The sequence below is a fragment of the Microcoleus sp. B4-D4 genome (genome assembly GCF_036705185.1).
Classification (GTDB): domain Bacteria; phylum Cyanobacteriota; class Cyanobacteriia; order Cyanobacteriales; family Microcoleaceae; genus Microcoleus.
This window is the reverse complement of record NZ_JAUBTX010000021.1, coordinates 55,967-77,949: the sequence shown is the minus strand read 5'-3', so window position 1 is coordinate 77,949 and position 21,983 is coordinate 55,967. Positions and strand designations below refer to the sequence as shown.

Genomic DNA, 21,983 nt, shown 5'->3' with positions numbered 1-21,983 from the left:
GAATAACTGGAGTGCGAGCGCGCACCTTTTATTTGCGGGCGATCGCTCTTTTGAAATATCTCTTGCTGCTCTAGATATCTATTAGAATAGTCGAACTAGGCGGTTAAAAGGATTGCAGGGAAACGATTTATGAAACTCACGGATTTGCCCCAAGATGTTCTCGATGATTTATGTCAGGATCGACAGTGGCGATTAGATATCGATCCAGGATTTGATAGCAAACACGAATTTTGGATGGCGTGGCACCATTTTCTCAAGTTACCGGAGCAATCCTACTTTGAGAGATCCGAAGATAGTCTGGCAGATTTTCTCACAGTTGAAGAGTATAACCTGCTGCTGCCAGTGCCGCGATCGCACCATGCCAGCATTTATCCCATTCGATTGATTCCGAGTGCTGACCAACAGACACTCACCCTGTTTCTTCAGGACTCTTACCATCGTGATTGGTTCACAAAGCCCAGCGATGCCCGTTATGGATTTCTGGCGATCTGCGATCGCTATCAGAAGTTTGGTTGCGATTTCTATCTTGCCAGCTATTATCATTTTTCTTACCTCATCGGAAAGGATTACGAAGTGGCTGTAGCGATTCTTACTCAAAAATTAGGTCAGCTACCGTAGTTGATGTCCGATTGAATGATATCGATTAAGATTAGTTTGTAGTGAGGACTTTAGTCCTTCGATCATGCGGACTAAAGTCCTCACTACAAACCGGATCGATCGCCCTCAAGCGCTAAGCGGAGGAATTTGACCGGGCATGATATCAAATATCATCAGGTAACGGTGGCAGTAATGCCTCTATTTGTACCAGTAAACTAGGCAAAATACTTGTAACTATATTCCAAATAACTTCTGGTCTCACTTGGTCATAACGGTGAACCAAAATATTTCGTAAGTTAATCGCATTTCGCCCATCAATTTCGGGAGGGAACTGCTGAAACTCGCTCGAAATTCTCCGAAATCCCTCCCCCAAAATCCCCAACTGCCGCTCTACGGCACTTTGCATAAAAACACTTTCCAGGTAAGTGTCGCAAGAGGCATCAGCAGTAAACTCTTGAATCCGACGGATTGCTTGCGCCATGTCCCAAAGTGAAGCTCTATCCCGATCGCCCGCTTGCATAAATCACTCGATAGGTTTTCAAAATGTTTGATCGCCGATAGGGATTTTTTAACAGCTTTTTTTCCACCAAATCTACAGATCGCTGAAATAAATGCTCTATCTCTTCCTGCATACCCAATAAATGAGACAGCGTGAGGCGGTGCGATGGCTCGTAAGTAACTAATACATCCACATCGCTATCGGGGCGAAAATCATCCCGCAGCACCGAGCCAAACAGGGCAAACTCGACTATGTTCCAGCGCTGGCAAAATTGAGCGATCGCATCTAAAGAAACTTTTAGGCGATCGCTCACCACATATTCTAAATCTGATTGCAACTCAATCATCCGCGAGTCAACCTCCAACGAGAGTAAATAATGTCTGAGCTAAAGTGAAGCAATGGCATCGCTAACTTTCACCAAAAGTGTCATCGGATCGATCTGCCCCACAGTAAACCCGCACTTCTGGTAAAACTCCTTCGCATCTTCCGAAATAGCGTGTACGAGAATTGCCCGTATCCCTGCAATCTCAGCAGCTTGCAAAGTGCGAAGAATTGCATCCCGCAGCAAAGCGCGTCCGATGCCGAGGCCTTGCCAATGGCGATCGACTGCAAGCCTTCCAATCACCATCACAGGAATCGGATCGGGCATATTGCGCCGGACTTTACCCATTGCAGTAGTTTGTGCTATTGCTCCATTTGCAAGACAATAGTACGCAATGACTGCTTGGCGATCGCACAAAACATAAGTCCGTGAAGCTCCCTCTGACTCATTTTTCAGAGCGCGGCGCTTGAGCCATTCATCTAACTGACTGTTGCCTGAATCAAAGGTCTCAATTTGATGTAACGAGTTCAGTTTTTCAGGCGGGCAGAGTTGGTCTAAATCTCGATCTAATCCCACGGAGATTTTGTTTTTAGTAATGCGTTTAGCTTCTGATTTGGCGTCGGCGGTGCATCCAGCAGCGCCAAAAATTGCTTAAATTTAAGTTCATCTAACCCAAAAAAACAGCGGTCTAGAAGAACATCTTGAGCTTTTTGGTAAGCTGATTCAAGCATGAACTCCGATCGGCTCTTTCCCTGTAATTGGGCCGCGCGATCGATGAGAGCGCGTTGATTCGGCTGAGCTCGAATGTTGATTGTCACATCGCGGGTCTGGCTGACTGGCCCTTCAGATGCTGGCGGGTGCATAACAGTTACCTCTGGCTAGACACAGTAGTAATTAGAGCTAGTAAGCTGTTGTGCATTTAAATCACTAACTTGGCTCTTCCGGGTGCGTCATCCGCGAACACTTACGCTTAAACGGGAAACACTTCGGACGCTGGGCACCATACAATCTGTTTTAAATGTTCAACAGCTTAGCCCTAGCATATTTATATTATGATTTGTTGTATACACAATGTCAACACATCTACTGAAATCTTCGATCGCGGATCTAGTTAACCGCGATCGAATCGTAAACTCACGCATTGTACGGGCAACCCCCGCCGCCCCTGAGACAGGAGCGATCGGCCTAAGTCCTGATGTTGCCTTTCTAGGTCTGTTTTTGATAGTTGACACAAATTTTTGAAACTTGTGCTAACTCTTGACTTACAGACTTACAGAGTGAAAATATGCAAAGACGCAAGCAACAAACAAACCAACCTATGAACTTTTCCCAGAAATCAGGGGGCAACAGTGCCACACACTCAACAACCAACTCAACCCAGAATCCGGGCGCGGCCCGATTGCGGACAATACTCCTCGCCGCCGGCATAGCCTCTCTGTGCGCTAGCTGTCAAAATCCTCAAGCACCCACCGCCACTGGAAGCAGTCCCGGAGCCTCTCCCGTCGCAGTCAGCGCCCCCGGAGACGCAAATACTGTCAAAATTGTCTCCATGCTCCCCATGACAGGCAGCGCCTTGGGTCAATCTCAAACAATGGTCAACGGCATCAAACAAGCACTCGCCGAAACCGACTCCAAAGCTTGCGACGGCAAAATCAAAATCGAATACGAAGTGCTCGATGACGCCACCGCCGCCGCCGGCAAATGGGACCCGGCCCAAGTAACCTCCAACTCGAACAAAGCCGTTGCTGACGGTTCGGTAGTTGCCGCTATCGGTCACTACAACTCCGGTGCAGCCAAACTTTCCATTCCCGTGCTCAACCAAGCTAACATCGTGATGATCAGTCCGGCAAACACTTATCCGGGACTGACTAAACCAGGAACAGGCGAGCCCAAAGAACCCAACGTTTATTATCCTGCAGGCACTCGCAATTTCACCCGCGTTGTCCCTGCTGATGACCTTCAAGGCTCTGTTGCTGGAAATTGGGCGAAATCTTTAGGCGTACAAAAAGTCTTCATTCTCGACGATCAAGAACTCTACGGGAAAGGTATCGCTGACGTTTTTGAAGCAACGGCTAAAAAGTTGGGAATTCAAGTCTTGGGTCGGGAGGGAATTGATATTAAAGCTAGCGACTACAAGGCGTTAATGAATAAGATCAAAGCTTTAAATCCAGACATGATTTACTTCGGTGGCACTACTCAGAGCAACACGGGACAAATAATTAAAGACATGAGAAATGTCGGGATGGCGGCTGATGCAGTTAAGTTCATGGGGCCCGACGGTATCAAAGATCAAGCTTTAATTGACGCAGCAGGCAAAGATGGCGAAGGTGTTTACGCTACTTTTGGCGGCTTGCCTGCTAAAGAATTGACTGGTGAGGGGGCCAAGTGGTACGCAAGTTACAAGGCAAAATTTAATGCTGAACCGGAAGCTTATACAGCTTACGCTTATGAATCTGCTAAAGTGGCGATCGCCGCAATTAATAAAGTCTGCAAAAATGACCGCGCTGCGATCCGCGATGCTGTCTTGGCAACTAAGGATTTTAATGGGGTACTCGGCAATTGGAGTTTTGACGCTAACGGCGACACGAGCTTGACTGTAATGTCAGGAAATGTTGTTAAAGATGGCAAGTGGGAGTTTGTGAGCGCCCTCAAAACGGAATAATTAGTCAGTTGACTGTTGTCAGTTGACTGTTGTCAGTTGACTGTTGACTGTTGACTGTAGTGATTTTAACTGGTTCCTAAGCAGAGCCTAGGAACCAATGTCACTCTTGGTCTGCTGGACTTTCCGATCCGAAAAATTGGAGGTAGAGCCTCCGAATCCGCGTTTCTAATATCTGCCTAGAAACAAGTAGAATGAATGTTCCTAATGCCCAATTTTCAATGCCCAATTACGAATAATTATGAAAAACTGGAAAAGTATTCTATTATATCTAGGTGTAGCTTATATAGTTTTGTTGTTAGGGCCGATCGCCGGATTTGACTTGCCCAAAATTATTGGAGAAATAGCCAGCAACCCTGAAGTTTTGATTCAACAATTATTAGTTGGTTTGGTCAACGGGGCGCTGATTGCGATTATTGCTTTGGGTTATACGATGGTTTACGGCATTATTGAATTAATCAATTTTGCTCACGGCGATTTGTATATGTTGGGTGCTTTTGCTGCCCTAACTGTGTTCGGGGCTTTTGGCATTCAAGACGGCGCACCTTTAGCTGTGGCTATACCGGTGATGTTAGTCGCTTTAATTGTATGTTCGGCGTTTTGTGCTGGGCTGAATATTGTTGTGGAAAAGTACGCTTATCGACCTTTGAGGAATGCTCCGCGTTTGGCTCCTTTAATTTCGGCGATCGGGGTTTCCTTCATTTTCCAAAATATGGGGTTGTTTTGGGGAGGTTTGAAAGCTTTTATTCCAGTGATGGGTTCTAATTCGGCTGCTCCGAAAAGTTTTCCCGATTTGTTACCCAGAGTTGATATTCTCAAATTTTTGGGAATTGAAACCAGTATTGTATTTACTACGAAAGATTTAATTGTGTTGGTGGTGGCGGTTGTATTGATGGTTTTGCTTCATGTGTTTGTGCAGTACACTCGTCTGGGAAAGGCGATGCGGGCAACTGCTCAAAGCCGCGATGCTGCTAAGATTATGGGGATTAATGTGGATCAGATTATTGCTCTGACTTTTTTGATCGGGGGAGCTTTGGCTGGTTCTGCTGGAATTTTGGTTGGTTTGTACAATAATACGATCGTATTTACGATGGGTTTTACGGCGGGTTTGAGGGCTTTTACGGCGGCGGTTTTGGGGGGAATTGGCAATATTGTAGGGGCGATGTTAGGAGGGGTTTTGATTGGGGTGCTTTCGTCTTTGAGCGATCAGTATTTGTCGAGCCGCTGGACTAATGCTTGGGTGTTTGGGGTTTTGGTGGTGATTTTGGCTTTTCGGCCTGGGGGTTTGTTGGGTGAGAATGTTCAGGAGAAGGTTTGAAGGTGCAGGGTTGAAATAATGGCAAAAGACATTTATCATTATAATGTAAGGACTGCTTTAGAAAAGGATGGGTGGATAATTACAGACGATCCTTTCCCTCTACGGCTTGGCTTGCGCGGTGTTTTAGTAGACTTAGGAGCTAAAAAGTTGCTAGCTGCTGAACGCAAGGGAACAATAATTGCTGTTGAAATCAAAAGTTTTATCGGCAAATCTCCAGTAAAAGATTTGGGAAATGCGATCGGGAAATATACTTTATACTTAACACTCTTATCTAGATTAGATCCAGAGCGCACGCTATATCTAGCAATTGTTGAAGAAGTTTATTCTACTTTTTTTGCGGAGGAAATCGTGCAAGTTGTTCTCGAAGATAGGGGAATAAAACTCATTGTGGTAGATCCAGTTAAGGAGGTTATTACAAAATGGATAAACTAGACGACTACCGGGACTTAATCTATCAAATATTGTCTTACTATGCTAATTTGCCGTACAGATACGGCGACATTAGTAGCTATGTGATTGTCAGCCAAGACCGCAATCATTTTATGTTGATGCACGAAGGTTGGCAAGACCGCAAACGCATTCATGGTGCTGTAGTTCACGTTGAAATTCGGAACGGCAAACTGTGGATTCATTATGACGGTATTGAAGATGGCATTACCGATGAATTACTGGAGGGTGGGGTTCCTGAAAACTGCATTGTTTTGGCGTTTCATTCGCCGGAAGTACGCAAACATACGGGATTTGCGATCGCCTAAAAAGTGCGATCGATCCTACCTGCAGGAAACAGAAGATGGCGAACACGAATGATGCACTGAAGATCCTTCAACAAATGACATCTGAAGATTCTGAAATGGAGGAAATGATTAAGGAATCCTCTTTCAATGCAGAACTTGCACAACTGATTTATCGTGTTCGGACGCAAGCAGGATTGACCCAACAGCAACTTGCCGATCGCATTGGGACAAAACAGTCGGTGATTGCGGAGCTTGAAGATGCTGAGTATGAGGAACATTCGCTTTTAATGCTGCAAAAAATTGCGCGTGCGCTCAATCAGCGATTGGAAGTTCAACTAATCCCGATCGCCCTTGAGGAAAATCGCACTGAGCAGCGTAGTGCGTAAATTGAGAAATGAGTATGCGCGGCCTATTATTGACTCGATTCCACTATTTTCGGTTCGATACTAAAGCCAGGTTTGAGCCAGCCAAAAACTTCGCCTAAAGTCAACTGCATTTCCCCCATAAATTCGGGAACCGGAAGTATATCTGTCGGTTCTTGCAATGAAATCGGTTGCTGTCTTGCGGGATAGGCTAAAATGGTTTTTTCATCGGGATCGAGCAACCAACCCATCTGACAACCGGCATTCAAACAGTGCAAAATATTGTGGGTGACTTTGGTTTGGCTTTGGCCGGGGGACAAAATTTCGATTGTCCAGTCTGGGTGAGCGTTAAATGTATTGGCAATTTCGCCGTCAGCATCTAGGGGAATGCGATTCCAAACAAAAATCGCGACATCTGGAACAATAGAACGTCCGCCAAAAGTGCAGCGAAGTTCTGGAAATGCCCAAGCAATCCGCTGAGGTTTACCCGCTGCATTAACCGTCGTGATGAGTTCTCCCTGAATTGTACTGTGTTTTCCTTGTGGCATAGGTTTTTGGACGATCGCACCTTTGATGTATTCGCTAGCGGGTTTGGTTTCTGGGAGTTGCAAAAACTCGTCCAGGGTGATAGTTTTTTGAGGTGCTTGTACCATATAGCGATCGCCCGTTTGAAGCGTGTTGGGGTAACAGTTCCAGTATATTTGAAGTTTCGTCACTTTTGGTGCAATAATCGAACTCACAAGACTCTAAACTGTAGCTAGCCCGATCGACCGTTTCCACGATAAGCAGTCGCTCACATTCATTGAGGCAGAATTTGGCACGACCCGCGTCAGTCGCATCTATAACTGCGATTCCTAGCATTCTTTCATCTAACTACTGACTAATGACTAATAACTTCTTCCTATGTCAAAAAAAATAATTAAAGCAATTAAATCGACTGGTATTTTAGGGGCGATCGGCTCTTTGACTGTTCTGTTATTCGGCGGTTGGAGCGGCACCGTGATCGGCTGGCTGATGGGTACGGCGGCGGGCTTTATTAGCTGTCGGGATCAGAAGGTTTACAGCCCAAAAAGGGGTGCTGCGATCGGCAGTTTAGCGGGATTGGGATTGGGAGTTTGGCTGTTAGTTGCGAGTGTGGTAGAAGGGGTTTTGATTAGACCTTTTTCTGGTCAATCTGCTGTGGCTTTGCCGACGACGCTGCTGTACGGGATTTGCAGTTTGACGATCGCAACTTTGACGGCTGCTGTGCAGGGTTTGCCACCCGAAAAGCAGCGACCAGTAACTTTAGTAACTTTGGCTTTTATTCTGATACTTTTTCCCTCTATTGACCGTTTGGCGATCGCAACTTTGATGGCTTTAATGGGTGCTTTGGAGGTTTTGCAGCTTGAAAAGCAGCGGCAAGCAACTTTAGTAACTTTGGCTTTTATTCTGATACTTTTTCCCTATATCGACAGTCTGGCTGAGACGGGTTGGATTGCTACAATCGTGCAAATTCAAATCTTTATTATGCTGGCGCTGGGTTTGAATATTACTGTCGGTTTTGCGGGTTTGTTGGATTTGGGATATGCGGCGTTTTTTGCGATCGGCGCTTACACGACGGCTTTGCTATCTTCCGGGCAGGTAAATATTGCTTGGAATTTTTGGATCGTTTTGCCGATCGCCGCTGGTGTAGCTGGCATTGCGGGCGTTATCCTGGGTATTCCCACCCTGCGACTCAAGGGCGATTATTTGGCGATTGTTACCCTCGGTTTTGGTGAAATTATCCCGGTTGTCTTTAGGAATTTAACCGCGATTCGGATCGACGAACCAATCTCGAAGATTGTTGCTTCGGTGTTGGGGAAACCTGAGTTAGTGCTGTGTCTCGTTGGGTGCGATCGACCTTTTAACCTCACCGGCGGCGAAGCGGGAATTAACCCGATCGGGCGGCCATCTCTCCCCATCGTCGGCACTTTCAGCACCGGCAACTACTTTCCCTGGTATTATCTAATTTTGCTGTTAGTTGTCTTCGCTTACTTCATGATTTCGCGCCTGCGAGATTCCCGCTTGGGACGGGCATGGAATGCCATGCGCGAAGATGAATTGGCGGCTAGCGCGATGGGCATTAACCTAGTCAAAACAAAACTTTCGGCTTTTGCGATGGGAGCGACATTTTCGGGGTTTGCAGGCGCATTTTATGCCGCCTATATCAGCGCAATTTTTCCCAGCGTATTCGATTTTTCAGTCTCGGTGATTATCCTGTGCATGGTGATTTTAGGCGGTTTGGGCAACATGACCGGGGTGATTTTAGGCGCTATCATTATCATGTCTGCCGATCGGCTTTATCTGCCCCAACTCGCCCAAGTCCTCAAAGGTTTCCTGAATACTTTTGTACTTCCCAGAATTGCAATTCCCCAGTTAGCAGACTTTCTAGCCACCAGTTTAGATCCGATTCAAATGCGTTTATTTCTATTTGGTTTAACTCTCGTTGTCATGATGATCGTGCGGCCCGAGGGGCTGATTCCCGATAAGATTCACCAAGCTGAATTGCATTCAGATAGTGAAGCGAGCAATGAATCTTTAGCAGATGCCAGAAGTCAATAGTAAAGCTGAAAAATTTGCCATGAACAACAATGTAACTGGTACTGCTTTTATCGTTGCGGAATTTAGAGCGGAAGAAAATCAAGAAAAAATTCCTATTTACACTGATAATGTAGTAAAAATATGGCTGAATGAGAAAACCAAAGAAATCGCAGACAAAATAGCTCAAAACTCTCCCGCCACTAAAGAAATGATCAAGTTGCAGACTAAGTATTTTGATGACGTTTTGTCAAATCAAATTTTAGGAGGTTGCAAGCAAGTAGTTATTTTAGGTTCTGGTTTAGACACTCGCGCTGCCAGAATCAATGGAGAAAAAGTCACTTATTTTGAAATAGACGACAGCGACACTCTTGAATTAAAAGAAGAAACTCTCAAAGCCAACAAAATTAGCGCCAATGTTCGCTACATTCCCGGAGATTACATCAAAGATGGTTTAATAGCTTTACTGAAAGAGAGTGAATTGGATTTCGAGCGGCCGACATATTTTTTGTGGGAAGGCAACACAACCTTGCTTGCCAAAAAAGATGTAATATTGACGTTGGAACAAATTCGTGACAATGTGAAGAGTTTTCGATTGTCCTTTGATTATATGTCAGAGCGGGTGATTTTGAGGACGACGGGCTACCAAGATATCAATGATTACATAGATAAATACGAAAGTATGTATGCACCGTGGATTACTGGGTTTGAAAACATTGCTACTTTGGCTGACGAACTCAATCTCAAAGTTATTGAAAACTTTTCGACTGCCGATTTACACGCACAATATCGCCCTGGCCGTTCGCTAGAATCTAATCTTTTTAAGTTCTATTTTGTTTGTACGTTAGAAAATGCAGTAGGGTGTGTCAGTCAAGAGATTTGACTCCACTCAAACAATTTGCTGCTGACGCACCTTATCAAAGCAAAGACGATCGCACTTTGTCTGTACGCTATAAAATGCAGGAGGGTGCGTCAGTGATTTCTTGGACAATCGCAAACCATTTATTAGGTCAAGCGAATTCGTAAAGAATCAATCAGACCATGTTTAGTCAACCAATCTTTTACCTCTGGCGTTAAAAGTCCCAGGGTAGCACCCTCATTAGCAGCCTCTTTCACAAAACGAAGCACTGCTTCAGGAACCTCATCAGAATTTAAGCCCTCCCAGCACTGCTTTAATTGCTCAATTAGCCGATCGACTTTATCAAAATCCTCACTGCTTTGGGGAATTGAGTTTGAGTCCTGAATTTGCGAATCTAAACTTCTAATCCGTTGGACAGTTGGCTTAAATGCCGAAACTTTATCCAGCACATTCAGGAATTCCTTATTCGTGTTCGGCATATTTTCAGTTCGGTACAGCCCCCAAGCTTGACTCAATTGCTCTCTCAGAGCTTTTTGTAAGTCCTTTACCCGAGAGTCAAAATTATTTCTGTTGAAATTTTCATTGTCTATAATCCACTCAGGATTTTTTTTAAATTCTGCCTCAACATTAGCAATAAATGTCAGCAAAATCTCAGCCTTTTGAGTTAAATCAAAATTGGCAATTCCTCTTTCGCGAAAAGCTCTCAAAGATTGCACAAAAAGTAGAGTTCCAGTGACAGCTTGCTCGATCTGTTTTTGTCGAGATTGAAACCCTTGATAATTCTCTGCATACTTCCGAAGATTAATTGTCTTTTGAGACAACTCACTCAATTGATAGGATTTTTCTAGAAGCATATTGTCTATCCTTTAACCTCAGTAATTAGATTCCGCAGTTTAGCCAATCCATCTTGAATAGCTCTATGGCTCGATTCTACTGTTCCACCGCCTGACACTTCTAACTCCTCAATCCGGTTATTGACCTCGGTTAGAGAAGCATCAAGAAAATTATTGGTACTATTGAGAAATTCGGCAGATTCTGTCATTGCTTTTTGATGATTTTCGCTGAGATACTTCAGCAGCTTCCCAGGTTGAATGTCTGGACTATCTTTTTCAATTTGCAAGCGTTTCAGGGTATCTACATAGCTAGAAAGCCCGATCGCCTTAAACTGTTTCAAGACAGATGTTAGGTCATCGAAACTCTTCCTTCCCCGAAATACAGCAGCGTCGCTTGCTCGCTCCATTGCCTGTTTTACAACATCATAAACATCCTTTTTATTGATATCTTCTCCTAGTTCAGATACTAAAGAATAATAAACAGCGAGTTGCCGATCGCACTCTTCTTGAATCGCTTTTTCTAGCAATTCATCCACCGCTTGACGCGCTTTATCAATTTCCGAGAACTTCTCCCGAACATCAGCCGGAATTTCAGATTGAGGCTGCCAAGATTTGCTAACCTGCTTCAAAGGTTCTAAAATTTGAACAGTATCAATAATTTGAAATTGTGTAGAACTTCCTTTCGTGCAAGCGGTTCGACTCCTAACAATGTCTAGTAAAGCTTGGCGGTGTTTTTGTAAAGTACCAAATAGCTTTTTCCAAGTAGCTGAACGATTTTCTAAATCTTTGGGCTCTAGTTTGAGAAACAAAGCATTGATCGAATTTTCAGTAGAATTGGTAGAATGTCCTGCCATTGTGGCGGCGATCGCCAGTAGCTCAACTGCAGCAGGTACAGGGTTCCAGGGTTCCCCAGACTCGCGGGGATACAGGCGAATTTGCTCAACTACATATTGACTCCATTTTTCCAGTTGTTTGGCGTAGGTGCGAAAGTAGCGAGATCCATCGGGGAACTTCCAATGCTTGTAATGGTTGTATTGCAAAATACCTTGAAAGGCGATCGCCGTTTCCCGAAACTCATCTGCATCATCAGGATTCAGAGGAAGAGATAGTTTAACTCCAGAAATCGTCTCCCTCGTCACTTTTCGACTATAAAAAGTAATATTTCTACTTTTAAAATATGTCGTCCCACTACTAGCAAAAACCCCCTTAAGCAGCATTTCCGTATCCCATTCGATCCGCTCGCCGATAGCTGAGTAAATCAACGGCCGCAGTTCCCCAGCGATATCTTGCGGGAAACTTTCTTGAGTGTTGTTCCACCTATCAAGAAATTCTTTTTGCCTAGTCAGCTTGTCGGGAACTTGTCCGGCTGCTGCCAGATTTTTTTTAGTTTGAGATTGTGACTCAACTTGATACTTACTAACAGCAGACCTAGACTCTTTAGCACCCGAAATAGATGAGGATTTTTTTGTAGGCTGAACCTTCACGCCCAGCGCCGGAATATCAAATGCAGAGTGAACTTCTGGGTGCAAATCACAAAGCTCGTTACTATCCGTCCACAAATCTAGGAGAATCTGGCGGCGATCGCAATTTTCTGGATCTTTCGCTTGAATATCTCCCTGAACAATTGCACTCAGCCGCATCTTGCCAAAGTGTTCTCGCACAGAAATAGCAGGAAACTCTCCGCCCTCGATATCAGCAGCAGAATTTTCTAACGTCCACTTAAGAACATCTTTAATCAAAATCCGAGGGTTAAAATTGCCGGGATTGACTCTAGAAAGCATTTGTTCTAATCCTTCAGGCGTAAAAGGATACAAACCCAAACCGTCTGCTTCTGAAAAACCTGTATGACAAGCTAATTTATGTTCGCATTCATTGCAAGCACTAGGTAGAGAGTCTCGATCCGCACCTTCGCGATTGCGAGAGTCAGCCCACCAATTTTGAATTGTTTTATCCTCCAAACGCACCGCGTTGAGATATCGACCCACAAATTGTTTGATATCTGCATAATTCACTAAAGATTGTTCGCCAACTGTGCCAAGGTCAAGATTAACGCTAAAAGTAATCCGCTGTTTTACAGTATCTAACCTCAGACTGTCAAAATAGCCCGTAGTACAAGCTAGCGCCGTTCGGATCGCGCACAAATGTTTGCCACCCGCTTGTTGAGGTTGTGCTAAAACAGCTTCTAAAACTTCGCGATCGATGCCTTGCAATTTAGCAAAATCTTCAATCAGCAAAACTAACTCTATTCCTTGTTCTGCTAAAGTTTCACGAACTTCCCCCATTAATCTTTGTAAATCTGCGCGCCCCAGGCTCAAAACCTGAGCTATGGCTTCATCTAAATGTCGATTCAACCAATGTACAGTTGCTGTTTGAGTATCCTCATCGCCGATCAGTAAGCTATAAAATTCCCGCGCCGACTGCCCAGCTTTTTGCAAGTTTAAAACATTGAGAGGCAAGTCATTTAGCGAAAAATGCCTCCGTTCTTCCACAACTTCTACCGTATCTCGCTGTCCGAGAATGTGGATAACTAATTGATGGATAATACCCCCATCCTTTAGCCAGTATTCTTTTCGGAAAAATGGATCGTATAGAAAAGAATCAACAGCACCAACTAGGTAATCTTCCACGTCCGACAGTTTTGTGCGATCGCCCCGACCATTTGGGCCAACAGCAGCCGCAAGCTGATTCAGAAGTTGTTCCCGCGCTTGCGCTTCTGTCAAGCTGCTAGTGGCTCGATTTAAACGCTGCCGGTATTCATCAAAACTGGCTCCTGCCATCCCTTCTAATATTAAACTGATAATATCTTTGAGATTCGTTCCTATTTTGGGTATGAGCAAAACTCGGCGCTTTTGGGTCGATTCAATATTCGCAGCTAGCCAGCGAATCAGGTGAGATTTTCCCGTCCCGGAACTTCCTAAAACTGGCACGAAAGCGAAATCTTGTTCAGCGAGAAAGTCTTTCAGAAATTGTTCCTCACTGTAGGTAACACGCGACGGTGCATCGATAAGTTCCTGGCGGTACATGGCAATTGGATGGTGAGTTGCCAGAAATATACTATCTGGAGTTTGCGTAGCCTCCACACCCATTACGCGACGAACCCGATCGACATCCCAGCAAACAAATTTTGTAAAAGTCATCGTTCTACTCCCGTCCAAATAATATGAGAAAATCCTGCTTCTTTGTCACCACTTGGAAAGATGAATAAATCGGCATCAGACTCTTTTATAAGCTGGATGCACTTATCATCCTGAAGGCGGAATAAAGCAAAAGCCGTGCTAGTTGATAAATGATTGGGTAAGCGACCCCCAATTTTTTCTTCAACCTGTTCTCGAAATTTTCCAGTTTCAAACAGAGGACACTTTTTAGCTAGACGATCGATAAAATCTCGAATTGAAAGTTTAGCTTTTGCTTCTCCTTGAAATAAATCCTTTAAATTTCGTCTGAGATAAGCAGTTGGCTCAGCCACAACAAGTTTTTTGTTGGAATCTGAAGCATGACCCCAAGCAAACCCTAAATAACACATCCAGTCCTCGACTTGACCAAACAAACTATTGCTGGATATTTTCAAATCTAAAGACTCAGCAACTCCCTGCTCTGCGACACGCTGTTCTACTTCTTGCCATGTACCGGGAGCATCATAAATATCCTGTGCTAAATACCATGCTATTAACCGACCTAAATCTTCTTCATCTTCGTTATCAGAAGCAAACAATAGCTGTACCAGCGTATCGGGTAACAATTTATCACCCATTTTAGGATGTCGAGATGCTTCGGGAAGCTCAAAATTTATAGCAATATCATCATTGTCTGCGATTAATAAGCGACATTTTATGCTTTCTCGCAGTGCAGCATCAAACATCGGATGTTCGGCACTTTTGTTTCTCCCTTCTGACAATTCATCTGGAGAAAGCAGCCGAGTGAGTTTTTCTTTGTTTTCGCGCTGTTTGGGTGCTTCAAGTAAATATCTAAATATTCCTCGCATTCTGCTAGGAGTAGCCAAAGCAGTTTTTAAGACGCTCATAAATTAACCTCCCTGCAAAAGTGGTCAAACATAAAAACTTTCCCAGGAAAAATATCAATCAGCTTGCGGTCATCGCGGCTCGGATCGGGTGTATCGACAGGAAGCACGATAATCAGCGGCGCCTCATAATTTCTGTTTGGTGACAGATAGTTGTGAGGGATAGCCTTTCCGGGCGGATGAAATATCAGGGTGGGAATGCGCGGCATCAGCATGGGTTCGTATTTCCAAAACACAAATCTACCATTGGCCATTCCATTGGTTGCTCCTATCAATATACTCTGAAATTCATCAGCCACAACAAGATTATTAATTCCCTGCTCGATTAACCAGTTAAAAAGTTTAGGGCTTTTGAGTTGCCAGCTTTGAGCTTCAAGAGACTCATAGAAAACTAGCATTAATTTATTTCCTCCTAGCAATCGTTTTAGTTCTTCACCTACAAAAAAATTCGGTTTTTGCCATACAGGTAATGGCGCAGGCATAATTCCCGAAAACTCTGGTTCCCTGTTTTTTCTGCAAACAGGACATCCACCGCAAGCGGGAGAAACTCTGACCAGTTTTCTCGGTTCTGGCACTACACGGGCGGGAATAGTGTAAGCTTCCGCAAAGATTTCGGAAATACAGCGTTTCGGCCGCAAAACCTCGCGCATTAATTGCAGGTTTTTATAGCTCCAGTTTTGGCGCTGCTGGCGAATTGGCTCTACTTTATGTTCCCAAGTTTGACGATTCAGATGCGATTCATCTCGGATGCGGATGAACCGGGACTCTCTGTGCAGTTCCCAAGCTTCGTTATAAGCTGCTTCCGATTTAAAATTTCTTCTTCGCGGCGGTTCATCGGCATCAAAATCGATTAAACCCGATCGACTCATCAGCGTTAAAGTGCGGATGTTCCAAGCCTGATTCTGTTGGCTGTTCATGTCAATGTCTCCTGGTTGTAAGGATGGAGGAATATTGACGGGAACGCGAAACCGCCCATCGGGAAGAATTTCTTTCCTCAAAAACATACTTTTCCACCGCTGAAAACCCCGATCGATCGTTATGGCAGATTTGTCATTAAGCGATTTGGCAATCTCTAAGTCTTCATTGGTATGTAAGGTGAGCGAGATTGCTGCTTTGCCGTCTCGACCTCCTCGACCCACTTCTTGATAAAAGCGATCGATAGTTTCGGGGATGCAGACATGAAGCACGGCTCGAATATCTGACTGATCCACACCCAAGCCGAAAGCAGAAGTCGCAACAACTATATCAACTCGTCTCTCGCGCAAGTCTTCAATCAGTTGAGAGCGTTCTTCTGAACTGGATTCCCCGGTCATCATCGCACACCGTTTGAATCCAGCAAACAATAACTCCTGTTTCCATCGATTCACATCTTGGCGCGTTGTGGCGTAAACAATCAGAGGGCGGGGAAGATGATAAACTGCTTCAATTAATCGCTGTTTCCTGACTTCTTCACTTTGACACAAAGCAAACCAGTAAGACGGTTCCGGCCGCAACTGTACGGCAGATATTACTTGAAAAGGGCCGGGTTGCCCAAATAAAGTTTCTAGGGTATCTAAACAGGATTCTGTTAAGGTGGCTGTCAGCAATAAAGTTGTAAAAGAAGTTAAGCGCAACAAATCTCTTCGCAAGCCTGGAAGTTCTTGAAATTTTGTGCGAAATTTATCGCCCCACTGCTCGACGATATGCGCTTCATCTATTACGAAATACCGCAGCATTTCTGATTTTGCTGCTTCGTAAAGAGCAGGTGCGAGAGAATTCATCAAGCTTTCGGGTGAGGTGAAAACGATTCGCTGGGTGCCCTTGCGAATGCGATCGCGAATTTCCTGTCGTCTCTCTTGTTCTTGCCCAAACTCGTCGCCATTATAGGCAGTGGCATGGTTCACAAAAGGTTTTAAAGCTCGTTCTTGGTCAAGGGCTAGTGCTGTAGTTGGTACTACAACAACTGTTACACCAGCATTTTGTGATCGCACCAGCGCCGGCAGTTGAGCGCAAAGACTTTTCCCCGATCCAGTAGGCAGATTAATCGCTAGTGTCGAATTGTCAGGAGCAGTTAAAACAGCACGAATTGCCTCGCGCTGTCCCACACTCCGGTAATTTTTCCTATCCACCAATTCCAGAAACGGATCTCCCTCTACTGACTCGTAATTGCGGCGTTTTTTCTCATCAAATACGGGTTTATCTGGGGGATATTGTGCGGAAAAATTTAGCCAATCAGGCTGCCAAGGGTGAGCGCTAATCAGATAGTAATCCGCACCTTCGATCAAAATATCGATACCGCTTTGTTGCCACATTTCGCGATCGGGAAAAAGAGAAGTCCGAGGTACTTTCAAAGTTGGGGGTATCCCGCCCTTTTGCTCGTATTCCCGCCGCAGAACCTGACGGATCAGAGCCGCAATATCTCCCATTCCCGGCGCATAAGAAGTTCCCGCAGCATCCAAAGTTTCCAGCAAGCGCCTGTAACCGACTTCTGAAAATTGACTTATATCGGCAGGAATCTTACCTATTTGGAGAATTTCTCTGAGCTTTTGAAAAGAATCAGCCATCACTCATCTCCCCCTTCCTGAGATTCAACCGGAGGTCGCCCAGAAACTACAATGAATCCTACAGAATCAAGCTTGATTCGCGGATGGCGAATTCCTTCTAAAATAGCTTGACTTAACGCAGTTTCTATGTTGACTTCTTTTGCTAGTAAAGAGTGCGAAGTTTGTTCGCTTTCAGCCATTCGGTTGAGGCGCAGCCGCAGTTGGTCTAGTCTATTTCCTAGTTTCTGGTCGGCGATTCGGGCGCGCTGTTCGCAGAGTTCGATGAAAGAAGTGCGATCGCGCAACAGTATTTCCGAAGTCTCACGCGCCTGACTGCACAAATCAGACCAGTTACTCTCATCAACAAACTCATTGAGAACCGATAATCGACTTTTTGCTAAATTATAATCTCGGCAGGGATGAGAACTTTTACCCTTGTACGAACCTTGCAGAATCTTCAAAACAGCTTCATCTTCAACAATGCTCATTGGTTCGTAGCGAGCATCAATAAAAATTGTCTCTAGGATTGGAGGAAATAACGCATCAGCGCGCCGTTTCACAGATACAAATCTACTTCGCTCCAGCTCAAAATCTGTTGAAACTTGCTGGGCTAATTCCAAATCAGCCTCGACTACATAATTAAAGCGAAAACCCAACCATTCCATCCCTTCCCCAGCATCCCAAGATCGATCGCACCGCCATAGAGCAAATGCTTGACCCCTGTCATCCCAATGGATATAAGATGCTAGTGCTTCCACAAATCCTTCCCCAATACGGTAGAGATTGACACCAGGATATTTAGTTGATATTCTCCGGTTATAAGTACCAGAAGGTTGTGCATAAGCAGCAAAGCGAGTTTGCAGATCGTGGATGGGAATTAGAGTGCGCTTAGTAGGTTGATAACGCCCTACTTTTTCTAAATTGGGATCGTCAATTTGTTTGAATTGCAGTGCTTGACATATCCAGTCTTCTGTTGCTAGTTTAATTTCCTGATGGCGAGCATCATAATCATCTAAAATTTGAAAATATTGGGTAGCGTTTTCATCCTGGGCATCTATTTCATCTAAAGCGTTTTGTTCGCTAATTTTTACCTGTTCTTCAGCAATTTCTTGTTGGATAGTCCCTATCATTTCCAATAGTCCACTAGCACCAGATTGAAACATAGTGGTTAGCAGTCCTGGTAGTTTTTCATCTACATAAAACTGGAGACTGGCAATTGATTGATGAAAGATGCCGAAACCGTCTTTTAATAATTGATACCAAGCATCGTGAGGGCTATCTTCTAAGTCTGAGCCTGCGAATACTGTAAATTGAACATTTAAAGGGCGACCAATGCGATCGATCCTACCAATCCTTTGTTCTAAACGATTTGGCGACCAGGGAAGCTCGAAATGAATCATCCAATCAACAAATTGAAAGTTCCGACCTTCTTCAGCAGAGGAATCGCAAACAAGGATAAAACAATTTCGGTCATTTTTGAACTGGTTGAGGCTTTTCTCAACATGAGAACGAGACTGTCCTAATTGATGGCTAGCTACAGATGCCTGACCAAAGGTATCTGATAAGCACCGGAAAATTTCAGCGCCTGTTTGGGCAAAACTGGTGAAAATGACAATTTTAGGTAGGGGAGTTCCCGATATCGGTCTGCGAATTTGCTGTTGCACCTGTTCGAGCAATTTATGAAGGTTGCTGCGATAAGATTGAAGTTTAAAAGTCTCTGAAAGATGATACAGTATCACTATCTTTAGTAATTCGAGGCGAGTTCCTTCTTCTGAAGGTTGCTGAATAATTCTTAGTAAAGATTGCAAAATCTGTTCTTCCCCAGAAAATTTAGGGGTTTCTGTCAGAATGCGGATATTATCAGCACCAAATTCTTGAATCAAGGCAGAATCGGAGATGCCGCTTAAACGGGTTTCCAGCACTTGCGCTAAAATCCCTAACCAAGTCCCGCTAGCACGGAATAAAAGTAGAAAAATTTGCTGATATTGTTGTTGGTTAGGAGCGACTGTGCGCCATTCGTCGATTAGTTCGTGAATTTCGGGCGATCGCTCATCTAAGTCATACTCTACTTTTGGTGTCACATTTCGGGCAAAAATTACATCTTCCACCGCAGCGCGACGGTTGCGGAGCATTCGACGGTGTAACCGATAGGTGTCGCTGATGTGGGTGCGAATCGATCGCACAATTCGATCTCGATCGGCCGGGAGTGTTTCTTTAGAAAGCAAACAATTTTGTAATTCGTCTACGAGATTTAGCAGATATTTATCTTCAGCAAAAAGGTTTCGCAGTTGGTTGAGGTTAGTTTTAAGCACAAACGGATTTGCTTTCTCTTTAAATGAGAGTAAAACTCGACCAATTTGTTGGCGGTTTTTCACCCTCGCACGAAAACCTTCTAAATCATCAAGTTGGTAGGTGCTCGGATCGAGTAAGTGCAGCATCGCCAGGAAATCTTGCTCGTGATTGAGAACTGGAGTTGCAGATAATAGAAGTAGGCGATCGCTTTTATGAGCGAGGTGTTTGCAAGTTTCAAAACGCCGGCGCTGTACCGCATCGGAAGAGGTAGCCATTGCTGCGATGTGATGCGCTTCATCTAAAATTAAAAAGCCTAAATCCGCATTCGGGCTGACTCGATCGACATCCTCAACTGCAAGTACCTGGACACGATTGTCCAAGTCAGAGAGATAGAATTTATGTTCTAATTCTTGAAGCCACTGTTCCCGCAGGTATTGCGGTACTAGCACCACTGCACGTCCCTGCGGTCGATCGAGGAGATACTGGCGAAGAATAGCACCTGCTTCGATCGTCTTTCCCAGTCCAACTTCATCAGCTAAGAGGTAACGTTGAATGGGGTCTTCGAGTACGCGGCGGACAACTTCAACTTGATGGGGATAAAGGTCAATATTGGCAGAAATCAGCCCCGTCATCCCGCGACTGACAGCGCGTTGTTCGATGAGACACTGGACAAAAGCTAAACGTCGATCGTGAAAGTAGGGCGTTTCCTGACCTTTCATCGCTAGAGTTTCGATGGGGTCATCGATGGGTAGGTTGCAACGAACGTAAATTTCCTGTTCAGCAACTAATGCTATCTTTTTATCGGGTAGATCGATTCGATACTGACCTTTGTCTTCGTCCCAGTCAAAAATTCGGCCAATTATCCATGTATCCTGGCTTTCTGGCTGGATGTAGCATCGTGTCTGAGGCGGGAGTTGAACTCTATAAAGCGAAGTTAAGGGTAAGGTTTTTTCAAGGCGTTGCCCAATTGAGCAGAAGTATTCAACCGTTGCTGTAGAGTAAGATAGCTCGGTAACTTTTCCGATTCCTAAGTCGTTGTTTGGCGATTTTTCTGCGGAGACGCTTCGCGATCGCACCAGCCAACCAAGCTTCATCATAGTTTCGGCCTCTACACTACCCCTTACTAGAGTAGCCGATCCCCATGAAAAACTACCAGTGTAATTTAATTTTCCACCCTTTTTGTCCTTACACTCAAGGGGAAACCTTAAACCGAAACGCAGTCATGAAGCTTAGCCCCAGACTTTCTGTAACGCATTCCGATCCCCAAATCTTTCCGTGTGGTAATGAGCATCCCACCACAGCCAAGCTGACGCACTTTAACAGAGCGGATTTGGTATTATATAGAATCCAAGCTATAACAACTTAACTAATATTAGGAAATACAACCAAAATGTCATTACTAGAAGCACAGCAACTTACAATGAAATTCGGCGGTTTGACGGCGGTAAACCAGGTTAGTTTAACATTGGAAAAAGGCTCGATCGCCAGTTTGATCGGCCCCAACGGTGCCGGAAAAACCACATTTTTTAATATGCTTACGGGCATCTATAAACCGAGTGGGGGGCAGTTGGTACTTGAAAATAAAAATATCACGGGTTTACCGCCCGATCGCCTGACAACTTTCGGCATTGCTAGAACTTTTCAAAATATCCGCTTGTTTAACAACATGACTGTGCTGGACAATGTTTTAGTAGGTAGACACTGCCGATTGAAAACAGGTTTGTTGGGTGCAATCCTCCGCCCTCCGGCTGCGATGATTGAGGAACGGGAAGCTAAAATAAAAGCGCTCACTATGCTTGATTTTGTCGGTTTAGGTGCTGCTAAAGCGCCGGAGTTGGCAAAAAATCTTTCCTACGGCGACCAGCGCAGATTGGAAATTGCTAGGGCCTTGGCTTCCGATCCGAAAGTGTTACTTTTGGACGAACCGACGGCGGGAATGAACCCGAATGAAACGGCCGATTTAACTCGGTTTATTTACTTGATTCGCGATGAGTTGGATTTGAGTATTTTGCTGATCGAACACGATATGAAGGTGGTGATGGGAATTAGCGATCGCGTGAGTGTGATGGAGTACGGTACTAAAATTGCTGAGGGAACTCCGGCAGAAGTTCGCGCCGATCCTCGCGTGATTGAGGCATATTTGGGAAAAGAAGATGATGTTCACGGTTAATACAATTAGTCGGTCAACCGCAAATTTAAGGCAGATAAACACTGATAGACGCAGATAATTTTAAGTTCGCGAGATGCTCTGGTTGACTATAGAAAAGGTTAATTTTCAATAAATGCAATAAAATTTTATACTTAGTCGGGACGATATAACAAAGGATAAGGTAGAAAGAGCAATTATGCTAAAAATTAAAAAATTCGTAAATAACCATGTCATGCTGGTTTTCAGGCTTCTATCGAGTGATA

20 protein-coding genes are annotated in these 21,983 nt (G+C 44.5%); 10 read left to right on the top strand and 10 right to left on the bottom strand.

The genetic code is table 11. From position 1 onward, the window contains the following. Positions 1-129: 129 nt before the first annotated feature. Positions 130-618 (top strand): hypothetical protein, encoded by a 489-nt coding sequence (locus QUB13_RS16940; protein WP_333382709.1) that lies wholly within the window; start codon positions 130-132, stop codon positions 616-618. A 142-nt stretch (positions 619-760) separates the two neighbouring features. On the opposite strand, the gene QUB13_RS16935 is transcribed toward QUB13_RS16940, so the two are convergent. The 4 genes from QUB13_RS16935 to QUB13_RS16920 are packed head-to-tail and all read right to left on the bottom strand — an operon-like array spanning position 761 to position 2,281. After that, the gene (locus tag QUB13_RS16935; protein WP_333382707.1) at positions 761-1,117 is read right to left on the bottom strand and encodes a HepT-like ribonuclease domain-containing protein; all 357 of its coding nucleotides are present in this window, start codon (positions 1,115-1,117) and stop codon (positions 761-763) included. Next, positions 1,095-1,442: a nucleotidyltransferase family protein gene (locus QUB13_RS16930; protein ID WP_333143814.1), complete on the bottom strand. Its 348-nt coding sequence runs from the start codon at positions 1,440-1,442 to the stop codon at positions 1,095-1,097. The genes QUB13_RS16935 and QUB13_RS16930 overlap by 23 nt, the downstream gene beginning before the upstream one ends. 39 nt (positions 1,443-1,481) lie before the next feature. Further along, positions 1,482-1,994 carry a GNAT family N-acetyltransferase gene (locus tag QUB13_RS16925; RefSeq protein WP_333382705.1) on the bottom strand — a complete coding sequence of 171 codons (513 nt, stop codon included), beginning with the start codon at positions 1,992-1,994 and terminating at the stop codon, positions 1,482-1,484. Then, positions 1,985-2,281 carry a type II toxin-antitoxin system TacA family antitoxin gene (locus QUB13_RS16920; protein ID WP_333382703.1) on the bottom strand — a complete coding sequence of 99 codons (297 nt, stop codon included), beginning with the start codon at positions 2,279-2,281 and terminating at the stop codon, positions 1,985-1,987. Before QUB13_RS16920 ends, QUB13_RS16925 begins: the two co-directional genes overlap by 10 nt. Positions 2,282-2,736: 455 nt before the next feature. On the opposite strand from QUB13_RS16920, the gene QUB13_RS16915 reads away from it, so the two are divergent. The 5 genes from QUB13_RS16915 (at position 2,737) to QUB13_RS16895 (ending at position 6,515) form a co-directional block, all read left to right on the top strand. Continuing rightward, positions 2,737-4,080 carry a branched-chain amino acid ABC transporter substrate-binding protein gene (locus tag QUB13_RS16915; RefSeq protein WP_333382701.1) on the top strand — a complete coding sequence of 448 codons (1,344 nt, stop codon included), beginning with the start codon at positions 2,737-2,739 and terminating at the stop codon, positions 4,078-4,080. Between the two features lie 238 nt (positions 4,081-4,318). Continuing rightward, complete coding sequence (locus tag QUB13_RS16910) at positions 4,319-5,395, top strand: branched-chain amino acid ABC transporter permease (protein ID WP_333091743.1); 1,077 nt, start codon at positions 4,319-4,321, stop codon at positions 5,393-5,395. 18 nt (positions 5,396-5,413) lie between these two features. Beyond that, positions 5,414-5,827, top strand: a complete 414-nt coding sequence (locus tag QUB13_RS16905) for an element excision factor XisH family protein (RefSeq protein ID WP_333382698.1) — start codon at positions 5,414-5,416, stop codon at positions 5,825-5,827. Beyond that, the gene (locus QUB13_RS16900; protein ID WP_333382697.1) at positions 5,815-6,150 is read left to right on the top strand and encodes a XisI protein; all 336 of its coding nucleotides are present in this window, start codon (positions 5,815-5,817) and stop codon (positions 6,148-6,150) included. Before QUB13_RS16905 ends, QUB13_RS16900 begins: the two co-directional genes overlap by 13 nt. 74 nt (positions 6,151-6,224) lie before the next feature. Next, positions 6,225-6,515: a helix-turn-helix domain-containing protein gene (locus QUB13_RS16895; protein WP_333382696.1), complete on the top strand. Its 291-nt coding sequence runs from the start codon at positions 6,225-6,227 to the stop codon at positions 6,513-6,515. A 26-nt stretch (positions 6,516-6,541) separates the two neighbouring features. Here QUB13_RS16895 and QUB13_RS16890 read toward each other — a convergent pair whose 3' ends face one another. Beyond that, on the bottom strand, positions 6,542-7,144 hold the full coding sequence (locus QUB13_RS16890; RefSeq protein WP_333382731.1) for a Uma2 family endonuclease: 603 nt from the start codon (positions 7,142-7,144) through the stop codon (positions 6,542-6,544). A gap of 250 nt (positions 7,145-7,394) precedes the next feature. Here QUB13_RS16890 and QUB13_RS16885 point away from each other — a divergent pair, with 250 nt between their 5' ends. The 3 genes from QUB13_RS16885 to QUB13_RS16875 are packed head-to-tail and all read left to right on the top strand — an operon-like array spanning position 7,395 to position 10,073. Continuing rightward, positions 7,395-9,071 (top strand): branched-chain amino acid ABC transporter permease, encoded by a 1,677-nt coding sequence (locus QUB13_RS16885; RefSeq protein WP_333382694.1) that lies wholly within the window; start codon positions 7,395-7,397, stop codon positions 9,069-9,071. 19 nt (positions 9,072-9,090) lie between these two features. Next, on the top strand, positions 9,091-9,930 hold the full coding sequence (locus QUB13_RS16880; RefSeq protein ID WP_333382692.1) for a class I SAM-dependent methyltransferase: 840 nt from the start codon (positions 9,091-9,093) through the stop codon (positions 9,928-9,930). Then, a complete protein-coding gene (locus tag QUB13_RS16875) occupies positions 9,927-10,073 on the top strand; it encodes a hypothetical protein (protein ID WP_333382690.1) in 147 nt (48 codons plus the stop codon). The genes QUB13_RS16880 and QUB13_RS16875 overlap by 4 nt, the downstream gene beginning before the upstream one ends. On the opposite strand, the gene QUB13_RS16870 is transcribed toward QUB13_RS16875, so the two are convergent. From QUB13_RS16870 to dpdE, 5 genes are read right to left on the bottom strand one after another with little or no spacing between them, the layout of a single operon-like run. Further along, entirely contained in the window at positions 10,053-10,760 is a 708-nt protein-coding gene (locus QUB13_RS16870) for a hypothetical protein (RefSeq protein ID WP_333382688.1), read from the bottom strand. The two genes, QUB13_RS16875 and QUB13_RS16870, sit on opposite strands and share 21 nt — an antisense overlap. Positions 10,761-10,765: 5 nt before the next feature. Next, positions 10,766-13,876, bottom strand: coding sequence for a protein DpdH (dpdH, locus tag QUB13_RS16865; RefSeq protein ID WP_333382686.1), 3,111 nt, complete (start codon positions 13,874-13,876; stop codon positions 10,766-10,768). Next, positions 13,873-14,760, bottom strand: coding sequence for a protein DpdG (dpdG, locus tag QUB13_RS16860; protein WP_333382684.1), 888 nt, complete (start codon positions 14,758-14,760; stop codon positions 13,873-13,875). The genes dpdH and dpdG overlap by 4 nt, the downstream gene beginning before the upstream one ends. Beyond that, the gene (dpdF, locus tag QUB13_RS16855) at positions 14,757-17,300 is read right to left on the bottom strand and encodes a protein DpdF (protein WP_333382682.1); all 2,544 of its coding nucleotides are present in this window, start codon (positions 17,298-17,300) and stop codon (positions 14,757-14,759) included. The genes dpdG and dpdF overlap by 4 nt, the downstream gene beginning before the upstream one ends. Further along, positions 17,300-20,668, bottom strand: a complete 3,369-nt coding sequence (gene dpdE, locus QUB13_RS16850) for a protein DpdE (RefSeq protein ID WP_333382681.1) — start codon at positions 20,666-20,668, stop codon at positions 17,300-17,302. The genes dpdF and dpdE overlap by 1 nt, the downstream gene beginning before the upstream one ends. Before the next feature lie 293 nt (positions 20,669-20,961). Between dpdE and QUB13_RS16845 the strand changes: the two genes are divergently transcribed. Then, complete coding sequence (locus QUB13_RS16845) at positions 20,962-21,741, top strand: ABC transporter ATP-binding protein (protein ID WP_333382680.1); 780 nt, start codon at positions 20,962-20,964, stop codon at positions 21,739-21,741. The last annotated feature ends 242 nt before the right edge of the window (positions 21,742-21,983 follow it).